Raw genomic sequence first — 9,785 nt, forward strand, 5'->3', positions numbered from 1 at the left:
ACGGCATCGTATTTAGCGCCAGTGGCTTTACCCAGCGTTTACCAGAACTGCTGAAAAAACTGGTTGAGGGTTACGCCAGCTTCCAGCCTGATGCACAGCAGCTGGAACAGGCAAAATCCTGGTATCTGGATCGACTGGAAGCCGCCGAGAAGGGCAAAGCCTTCGAGCAGGCGATTCAACCGATGCAGATGCTGTCACAGCTGCCGTATACCCAGCGTGAGACGCGCCGCAAGTTAGTGAAAGATCTGACGCTGAAAGACGTGACGGATTACCGTGATGCCTTACTGCGCAACGCCACGCCGGAAATGATGGTGGTGGGCAACCTCTCCGCCGATCGCGTTAAACAGCTGGGCACCGATCTGCAACAGCAGTTGCACAGCGATGGTCACAGTTACTGGCACAGCGATTACGTGGTGATCGATAAAGCCATGAAGGCCAACCTGCAAACCGCAGGAAGCAGCACGGATTCAGCACTGGCAGCACTCTACGTGCCACTGGGTTACGACGAGTATCAAAGCATGGCCAACAGCACCATGTTGAGCCAGATTGTCCAACCCTGGTTCTATAACCAACTGCGCACCCAGGAACAGTTGGGCTATGCGGTGTTCTCGTATCAGATGCCGATTGGTCGCCAGTGGGGGATTGGCTTCCTGCTGCAAAGCAACAGCAAGCAGCCAGCCTATCTGATGCAGCGCTTTGAGGCGTTTTATCCGCAGGCTGAGCAACGCCTGCGCGACATGAAACCGGAAGATTTTGCCCAGTATCAGCAGGCGCTGATCAATGACTTAAAACAGCGCCCGCAAACGCTTGATGAAGAAGCGAATCGCTACAGCCGTGACTTCAACCGGCAGAATTTTGCTTTCGATACCCGTGAAAAAGCCATCGAGCAGATTCAAAAGCTCACGCCGCAGGGCGTGGCCGATTTCTTCCATAAAGCGGTGCTGGAACAGCAGGGTATGGCGATGATTTCGCAGATTGGCGGTAGCCACGATGGCGCCACCAAAGATGATTATGCACCTCTGCCGGGCTTCACGACCTGGGATCAGGTGGAGAAGCTACAGCAATCCCTGCCGGTTAAGAGTGACGCGCAATGAGTCTGATTCAGCCGCCAGAACCGCTCAATCCGCTGACGCTGCCGTTGCGTGGCGAGCGGCTGATTGAGGCGTCTGCTGGAACCGGTAAAACCTTCACTATTGGTCTGCTTTATCTGCGGCTTTTGTTGGGGCTGGGCGGGCAACATGCCTATGCCCGGCCACTGTCGGTCGAAGAAATTCTGGTCGTGACCTTTACTGAGGCGGCCACCGCAGAGCTGCGCGGACGTATCCGTGCCAACATCCATGAGCTGCGGCTGGCCTGCATTCGCGGTACCAGCCGCAATCCGATGCTGATGCAGTTGCTACTGGAGATGCCGCAACCTGCAGAAGCGGCATCGCTACTGCTGGCTGCAGAGCGGCAGATGGATGAAGCGGCGATCTTTACCATCCACGGCTTTTGTCAGCGCATGCTCAATCTCAACGCCTTTGAATCCGGCATGCTGTTTGAACAGCAGCTGATTGAAGATGAACAACAGCTGCTGCGTCAGGCCACTGCCGATTTCTGGCGTCGCCACTGTTATCCACTCTCGCTGGATATCGCCCGCGTGATTGTCAGTGAGTGGAGTGGTCCGGAGCAATTGCTGGCGACGTTGCGGCCGTGGCTGCAAGGCGAATCACCTAACCTGCGTTTAGCGCCCGCTGACGACGAAACGCTGACGATGCGCCACAACGAAAACCTGGCGCGTATTAACGCGATGAAAGCCGAGTGGCGCGCGGTGGGTGAAGAGGTGCTGACGCTGGTGGGGCAGTCCGACGTGGACAAACGCAGCTACAGCAGTAAAAATCTGCCGGTGTGGGTGAATAAAGTCAGTTTCTGGGCACAGAGTGAAACCCTGGATTATCAGGTGCCCGCAGAGCTGGCGCGCTTTGGTCAACGGGTGCTGGAGGAGAAAACCAAAAAAGGCCATCCTCCGCACCATGCCCTGTTTGCGGCCATCGACCTGTTTCTGACTCAGCCCATTTCACTACGCGATTTGCTGATTGCGCGCGCGCTGGTGGATATCCGCGCCGCCGTACGGAAAGAGAAACGCCAGCAGGCGCTGCTGGGTTTTGATGATCTCCTGAGCCGACTGGATGATGCCCTGCAGCAGCCTGCAGGAGAAATGCTGGCGCAGGCGATTCGTCAGCGTTTCCCGGTGGCGTTAATTGATGAGTTCCAGGACACCGATCCGCAGCAATACCGTATTTTCCGTACGCTGTACGGTAATCAGCCTGACCATGCATTGCTGTTAATTGGCGATCCAAAACAGGCCATTTACGCCTTTCGTGGCGCAGACATTTTTACCTATATTCGCGCACGTAATGAAGTGAGCGCGCATTACACCCTCGACACCAACTGGCGCTCTTCGCCAGCAATGGTGGAGAGCGTCAATCAGCTGTTCAATCGGCTCGAAGCGCCTTTTGTCTTTGATGCTATCCCTTTCTTGCCGGTGCACTTCGCTGAGCCAAATCAGACGCTTTCTCTCACACTGGATAACCAGGATCAGGCGGCACTGCGTTTCTGGCTGCTGCCGGGCGACGGGTGCAGCGTAGGCGATTATCAGCAGGCGTTAGCGCGACAGTGTGCCGCGGATATCAGCCACTGGTTACAGGCGGGGCAGCAACAGCGTGCACTGCTGGGTAAAGCGGCCGCGCAACGCCCGGTGCAGGCATCGGATATCACGGTGCTGGTGCGCAGCCGCAACGAAGCCAATCTGATCCGCGAAGCACTTAACCAGCTTGGCATTCCCTCGGTTTATTTATCGAACCGCGACAGCGTCTATACCACGCCCGAAGCGCGCGAGTTGCTGTGGTTACTGCAGGCGGTGCTGGCTCCCGAGCAGGAGCGCATGCTGCGCACGGCGCTCGCTACCTCGCTGTTTGCCTTCGATGCGGCACAGCTAGATGCGTTGGATCAGGATGCGCGAGGCTGGGATGAGCTGGTAGAGACTTTTGCCCGCTGGCAACTGCTGTGGCAGCAGCGCGGCGTACTGCCGATGCTGCGCCAGCTGATACAGGAACGCCAGCTTGCGGAAAACCTGCTCGCCTCAGAAAATGGCGAACGCCGCCTGACCGATTTGCTGCATCTGGGTGAACTGATGCAGGAAGCGGCGGCGCAGCTCGACAGCCCGCACGCGCTGGTGCGTTATCTGGCGCAGCAGATAGCCAACCCGGACAGTCAGTCGTCCAGCCAGCAATTGCGTCTGGAAAGCGATCGCCATTTGGTGCAGATCGTCACTATCCATAAATCTAAAGGACTGCAATATCCGCTGGTGTGGCTGCCGTTCGCTGCCGGATTCCGCGAGGCAGATACCGCGCTGTATCACGATCGCGACAACTTTGAGGCGGTGCTGGATCTGCAGGCAGATGACGCAAGCCTGGCGATGGCCGAGCAGGAGCGTTTGGCCGAAGACCTGCGCTTGCTGTACGTGGCACTTACCCGTTCGGTGTATCACTGTAGCGTAGGTGTGGCACCGCTGTTTCGCGGCACGCGCAAAAAAGAAGGCGAGAGCGATCTGCATAAAAGCGCACTGGGCCATCTTTTGCAGCGCGGTGAAGCGGCGACAGCGGAACAGCTGGACATGTTACTCAATCAGATCAATGTCGCGGGCACTGAAGTGATGCGCGTGCAGGATCAGGAAGCCGAACGCTGGCAGGCGCCTGATGCCGCTCATGACGCGCTGGCCGCCCGCACCGTCAGCCGCACATTGGTGGAACCCTGGCGTGTCACCAGTTACTCCGGTTTGCAGCAGCATGGCAGCCAGCGGCTGCTAGATGTGATGCCGAGTTTTGACCTGGAAGCCGCAGGCGAAGAACAGCAGGAAGAGATCGCTGAAGCTGCACTGACACCGCACCATTTCCCGCGCGGCGCCGCGCCGGGGACTTTCCTGCATGAACTGTTCGAATCTCTCGATTTCCCACATCCCCCCACGGCCGCATTGCTGGAGCAACATCTGCAGCAGAATGGCTATCCATTGTACTGGCAACCGATACTGACGGATTGGATTGCGCGCGTGGTGAGTACGCCGCTCAACGATCAGGGGATACAGCTCGGTCAGGTACAGACCAGCGATCGACTCGTGGAGATGGGCTTCTACTTGCCGATTGACGGTTTGCTGACCGCGAATGATCTGGATGCGCTGATCCGTCAGGATGCTTTATCGTCCGATGCGCCGCCGCTCGATTTTCGTGAGGTACAGGGCATGTTGAAAGGCTTCATTGACCTGGTGTTCCGCTGGCAAGGCAAATATTACCTGCTGGATTACAAATCCAACTGGCTGGGCGACAGCCACGAAGCTTATACGCCAGCAGCGATGAGACAGGCGATGATCGACCACCGCTATGATTTGCAATATCAACTCTACACGCTGGCGCTACATCGCTATCTTCAACATCGCCTGGCAGATTATGACTACGAGCAGCACTTTGGCGGCGTGTTTTATCTGTTCCTGCGTGGCATGGATGGCACTTCACCGGCCAACGGCGTATTCCACACACGGCCAACTCTGGATTTTGTTTCACAACTGGATAGCCTGTTTCGCGGGCAGGGAGCCTCGGCATGAGTGGCATTACAGCGCTACTTCAACAGGCGGTTGAGCTGCGTTTGCTGCGCTCACTGGATGTTCAGTTCGCCCTGTTGCTGGCGGATGACACGCAGCCAGCACGCCTCCTGGCGGCTGCCTGTCTCAGCGCGGAAGCGGGTGAGGGGCACGTCTGCTTACCGCTGTCACAGCTGAGCCGTGAAGGGTTATTCAATGGCCGCCATCCTGAACTGGCGCAGGCCATCTGGCTGGCGGCGGGCGAGCCGCAGGACTGGACGCAAATTCTGGCTGGCTGGCCTGCTCTGAGCAACAGCAACAACGAGCAGGCAGCACCGATTGTACTGACCGAAGGCCGTCTTTATCTGCATCGTCTCTGGCACCATGAAGGGCAGGTGGCGCGTTTCTTTCAGGCGCAGTCTGCTCCGCAGGCATTTCCTGATGGAGAGGTGCGTGCGGTACTGGATAACCTGTTTGGTACTGAACCCGATGACTGGCAAAAAATCGCGGCGGCGGTGGCGCTAACGCAGAAAACAGCAGTCATTTCCGGCGGCCCAGGCACCGGGAAAACCACCACCGTGGCAAAATTGCTGGCGGCATTGATTCGCCTGAGCCAGGGTGCACTGCGCATTCAACTGGCAGCCCCGACCGGCAAAGCGGCGGCGCGTTTAACCGAATCGCTCGGTAAAGCGCTGCAAAAACTGCCGGTCAGCGACACTGAGCGCCAACGCTTCCCAGCGGAAGCTACCACGCTGCACCGTTTGCTAGGTGCCCAGCCCGAAACCCAGCGCTTGCGCTATCACGCCGGTAACCTGCTGCATCTGGATGTGCTGGTGGTGGATGAAGCCTCAATGGTTGATTTGGGCATGATGGCCAATCTCATCGCCGCACTGCCACCCCAGGCGCGCGTGATTTTTCTTGGTGACCGCGATCAGCTGGCGTCAGTAGAAGCCGGTGCGGTACTGGGCGATATTTGCCGCTGTGCGGAAGCGGGATACAGCGTCGCGCGTGCAGCCCAGCTGAGTGCGTTAACCGGTTGCCAGGTTGAAGGCCACGATGATGACAGCGCGCCAGCCGTGCGCGACGCCATCTGCCTACTACGCAAGAGCTATCGCTTTGATGCTAACTCGGGCATCGGCAAGCTGGCGGCTGCGGTCAATGCCGGTGAGCCAAAGGCGGTTGAGGCGGCATTTAACGCGGGCTTCAGCGATATATCACGCCAGCCACTCAATGATGGCGAGGCCTATCAGGCAATGCTGAATGCTATCGCGGAAGGCTACCGTCCATTCCTGCGGCTGGTGAGCCAGCGAGCACAGCCCGCAGAGATTCTGCACGCATTTGGGCATTATCAGCTGCTGTGCGCATTGCGCGAAGGGCCGTTTGGCGTGCAGGGATTAAATCAGCGTATTGAGCAAAAACTGATGCAGATGCAGCTGATTCGTCGTCCGCTGGGGGGGAGCCGCTGGTATCAGGGCCGTCCGGTGATGGTGACTCGCAATGACAGCGCGCTTGGGCTGTTTAACGGCGATATTGGCATTACGCTGTTTGATGATGAAGGGCTGCTGAAAGTTTTCTTCCCGTTGCCGGATGGCAGCATCAAAGCCGTACAGCCAAGCCGGTTACCGGCGCATGATACGGCCTGGTCGATGACGGTGCATAAATCGCAGGGATCGGAGTTCGAGCATACCGCGCTGGTGATGCCGGCACAGTTTTTACCGGTACTCACCCGCGAACTGATTTACACCGCCATTACGCGTGCGCGCAAACAGTTAACCCTTTACAGCGATGAAGGCGTATTTCGTCGTGCGGTGCAATTACGCACTCAGCGTCGCAGCGGATTGTTGGACCGGTTAAGCGGAGAGTCATTCTGAGCGAGAGTTGAGGTCGGTAAAGAAACCGACCGCAGGCAATGCAGATGTTTTATTGGATGCGCGTGGATGCGCATCCTGACAACGTTATCAGTTTAAGACGTTGGGCAATTCCAGACCGTTTAGCGAAACCTACCCTACGCTGCCTTTAACTGCCTTTAACTGCCTTTAACTGCCTTTAACCGCCTTTAACCGCGTTAGCTGGCATTCCCCGCCGTTAGCGCAAATCCGCCATCAGCACTTTGGACCGGCGCTGATAGTTATACATCTGCTTCTTACTCTCCGGCAATGACTCAATATCCACCGGCGTAAAGCCACGTTCCTGGAACCAGTGAATACTGCGGGTGGTCAGTACAAACAGCTTCTTCAGGCCCATTTGACGAGCCTGTAGCGCCACACGCTCCAGCAACAGCTCACCGCGTGAAGAACTGCGGTAATCGGGATGCACCGCCACGCAGGCCATTTCACCAATCTGCTCATCCGGGAACGGATAGAGTGCGGCACAAGCGATGGTCAGATTGTCGCGCTGAATAATGGTGAATTTGTCGATCTCCATTTCCAGCTGCTCGCGCGAACGACGCACCAGAATGCCTTGCTGCTCCAGCGGGCGAATCAATTCGAGAATGCCGCCAATATCGTTGATGGTGGCGCGACGAATCTGCTCAGCGGACTCCATCACAATCTGCGTACCAATACCGTCACGCGAGAACAGTTCCTGAATCAATGCGCCATCTTCCTGATAGCTGATCAGGTGGCTACGACGCACGCCGCTGCGGCAGGCTTTCACCGCGCCGCGCAGGAAACGCACGGTGCCTGACAGGAAATCACCGTCGTTCTCCATCTCATCGATACGCGCCTGCGCTTCGTTGGGGAACAGCTCAGAGATAATCGTACCTTCGCGGTTGGTGACGCCTTGTTCAGAGCAGAAGCCAATCATTTTCTCGGCTTTTAGCTTAATCGCCAACTGCGTGGCCACTTCTTCTGATGTCAGGTTAAAGCTTTCACCGGTCACCGACACCGCGACTGGGCCGAGCAGCACAATGGCATCATTATCCAGCTGACGATGGATGGCTTCTTCATCAATACGACGAATACGGCCGCTGTGGCAGTAGTCCACACCATCATCGACGCCCAGCGGCTGGGCAATAATAAAGTTACCGCTTACCACGTTGATGTGCGCGCCCTGCAGCGGGGTGTTATTCAGGCTCATCGACAGGCGTGCGGTGATATCCAGCTGCAAACGTCCTGCTGCCTGCTTCACCAGTTCCAGTGATTGGGCATCGGTTACGCGCGTGTGTTTGTGGTAACTCGGTTCCAGCTGCTGTTGCGCCATGCTGGCATCAGTTTGCGGTCTGGCACCATCGACAACCACGAGGCGATTGCCGAGACTATGCAACAAGCTAATGTCGTTAACGATGTTGGAAAAGTTCTCATGCTCGATAGCTTCGCCGCCAAGCATAATGACAAAGGTCTTGTCACGGTGGGCATTTATATAGGGAACGGTATGGCGAAAACCCTGAACCAGTTCAGTACTACGTTCCTTCACGGCAAACCCTCTGTGAATGTTTATTCGTAATTTGTGTATTTTTATGCTCTTTTGCCAGCTAATGCAAGTGCCGGGCCTGACGTTACTTTACGATTTTCCTGATGCAACCCTCGCTAACAGCCTGCATTATCTGGTTTTTCTGGCAAAACAACCCATGGCTTGTTAAGCAAAGTTTTCGCCTTCCTCTCGTCAATTGACGATATTTTAGACACTACACGGCAGTTGGAGCGGCATGTCCCAGGCTTTTACACGACGACGATTATTGCAGGGCGCGGGTGCGCTCATGCTATTAAGCGTAACGCGAACCGGGCTGGCGGCCAGTCAGCACATTGTGGCGGTGCGCATCTGGCCATCGTCAACCTACTCCCGCGTGACGCTGGAGTCGAACGTCCCCCTCAAGTACAAACAGTTCACGTTGAGCAATCCCGATCGTCTGGTGATCGACATCGATAACCTGCATATCAATCCGGTCCTGAGAGGGGTGGATAAGCAAGTGCGCGTTGACGATCCCTATATCAAACATGCGCGAGTTGGCCAGTTTGATGCCAACACGGTGCGAGTGGTGCTGGAGCTGAAACGCAACGTGGCGCCGAAGATCTTCACGCTGGCACCGGTTGCGGGCATCAAACATCGCTTAGTGGTCGATCTCTATCCGAGCCAGCCCTCGCCGGAAGAGGATCCGCTACTGGCGTTACTGAACGATTACAACCAGGGCGATCTTGAGCGTGATCAACCGGCGCAAGCACCTTTGCCGGGCAAAGCGGGGCGCGATCGTCCGATCATCATCATGATCGATCCCGGCCACGGTGGCGAAGATCCCGGTGCGCATGGCAAATACAAAACGCGCGAAAAAGACATTGTGTTGAAGATTGGTCGCTATCTGAAGGCGCTGATCGACAAAGAGCGCAACATGAAGGCGTATATGACGCGCAACGAGGATGTGTTTATCCCGCTGCGCGTGCGGGTAGCGAAAGCACGTAAACAGCGCGCCGATCTGTTTGTCTCGATTCACGCCGATGCTTTTACCAGCCGTGCGGCGCGCGGTTCGTCGGTGTTCGCCCTTTCGACCAGCGGCGCAACCTCAACCGCAGCGCGCTTCCTGGCACAAACCCAGAACGAATCGGATCTGATTGGTGGGGTGAGCATGAGCGGTGACCGCTATCTGGATCACACCATGTTCGATATGGTGCAGCGGCAGACCATCAGCGACAGCCTTAAGTTCGGCAAAGAGGTGTTATCGCGCATGGGCCACATTAATCACCTGCATAAACGCACGGTGGATCAGGCGGGGTTTGCGGTGCTCAAAGCCCCGGATATTCCGTCGATTCTGGTGGAGACCGCGTTTATCAGTAATGTGGAGGAGGAGCGTAAGCTGCGCACGCCGCGTTATCAGCATCAGGTGGCTGAGGCGATTCTGCATGGGATTAAGGCGTATTTCGATAAAGGTGCGGTGCTGGCGCGTCGCTGAGAGGAGGGCGGCCACTGCGCCGCTTTTTTTACCGGAAGCCAAAAACAAAAAAACACCCGTTAAGGTGCTTATCTGTAATTGGTTGCGGGGGCCGGATTCGAACCGACGACCTTCGGGTTATGAGCCCGACGAGCTACCAGGCTGCTCCACCCCGCGTCCGTCTGACGCGTTACACGACTTTCAAATTGTCTCTTCACTTAAGAAGAATTGGTTGCGGGGGCCGGATTCGAACCGACGACCTTCGGGTTATGAGCCCGACGAGCTACCAGGCTGCTCCACCCCGCGTCCGTC

5 protein-coding genes and 2 tRNA genes are annotated in these 9,785 nt (G+C 56.7%); 4 read left to right on the plus strand and 3 right to left on the minus strand.

Going from position 1 to position 9,785, the window contains the following annotated elements; translation table 11 throughout:
* The 3 genes from RT340_RS19125 to recD form a co-directional block, all read left to right on the plus strand.
* The coding region (locus tag RT340_RS19125; RefSeq protein ID WP_313377504.1) for an insulinase family protein at positions 1–1,094 on the plus strand (1,094 nt) is incomplete at its 5' end.
* Positions 1,091–4,636: an exodeoxyribonuclease V subunit beta gene (recB, locus tag RT340_RS19130; RefSeq protein WP_313377505.1), complete on the plus strand. Its 3,546-nt coding sequence runs from the start codon at positions 1,091–1,093 to the stop codon at positions 4,634–4,636. The genes RT340_RS19125 and recB, both read left to right, overlap by 4 nt.
* On the plus strand, positions 4,633–6,483 hold the full coding sequence (gene recD / locus RT340_RS19135; RefSeq protein WP_313377506.1) for an exodeoxyribonuclease V subunit alpha: 1,851 nt from the start codon (positions 4,633–4,635) through the stop codon (positions 6,481–6,483). Before recB ends, recD begins: the two co-directional genes overlap by 4 nt.
* Positions 6,484–6,697: 214 nt before the next feature.
* Here recD and argA read toward each other — a convergent pair whose 3' ends face one another.
* A complete protein-coding gene (argA, locus tag RT340_RS19140) occupies positions 6,698–8,026 on the minus strand; it encodes an amino-acid N-acetyltransferase (RefSeq protein ID WP_313377507.1) in 1,329 nt (442 codons plus the stop codon).
* 232 nt (positions 8,027–8,258) lie between these two features.
* Between argA and amiC the strand changes: the two genes are divergently transcribed.
* Positions 8,259–9,494: an N-acetylmuramoyl-L-alanine amidase AmiC gene (amiC, locus tag RT340_RS19145; RefSeq protein ID WP_034823092.1), complete on the plus strand. Its 1,236-nt coding sequence runs from the start codon at positions 8,259–8,261 to the stop codon at positions 9,492–9,494.
* A 79-nt stretch (positions 9,495–9,573) separates the two neighbouring features.
* On the opposite strand, the gene RT340_RS19150 is transcribed toward amiC, so the two are convergent.
* Together RT340_RS19150 and RT340_RS19155 are read right to left on the minus strand one after the other, a co-directional pair.
* A tRNA-Met gene (locus tag RT340_RS19150) sits at positions 9,574–9,650 on the minus strand.
* Positions 9,651–9,702: 52 nt separating this feature from the next.
* Positions 9,703–9,779, minus strand: a tRNA-Met gene (locus tag RT340_RS19155).
* Positions 9,780–9,785 lie beyond the last annotated feature (6 nt).

Source organism: Pantoea sp. CTOTU50773, assembly GCF_032082325.1.
GTDB lineage: Bacteria > Pseudomonadota > Gammaproteobacteria > Enterobacterales > Enterobacteriaceae > Pantoea > Pantoea communis.

Coding starts and splice junctions, on each gene's coding strand:
- recB (WP_313377505.1), top strand. CDS start 1,091: ATGAGTCTGATTCAGCCGCCAGAACCGCTCAATCCGCTGACGCTGCCG.
- recD (WP_313377506.1), top strand. CDS start 4,633: ATGAGTGGCATTACAGCGCTACTTCAACAGGCGGTTGAGCTGCGTTTG.
- amiC (WP_034823092.1), top strand. CDS start 8,259: ATGTCCCAGGCTTTTACACGACGACGATTATTGCAGGGCGCGGGTGCG.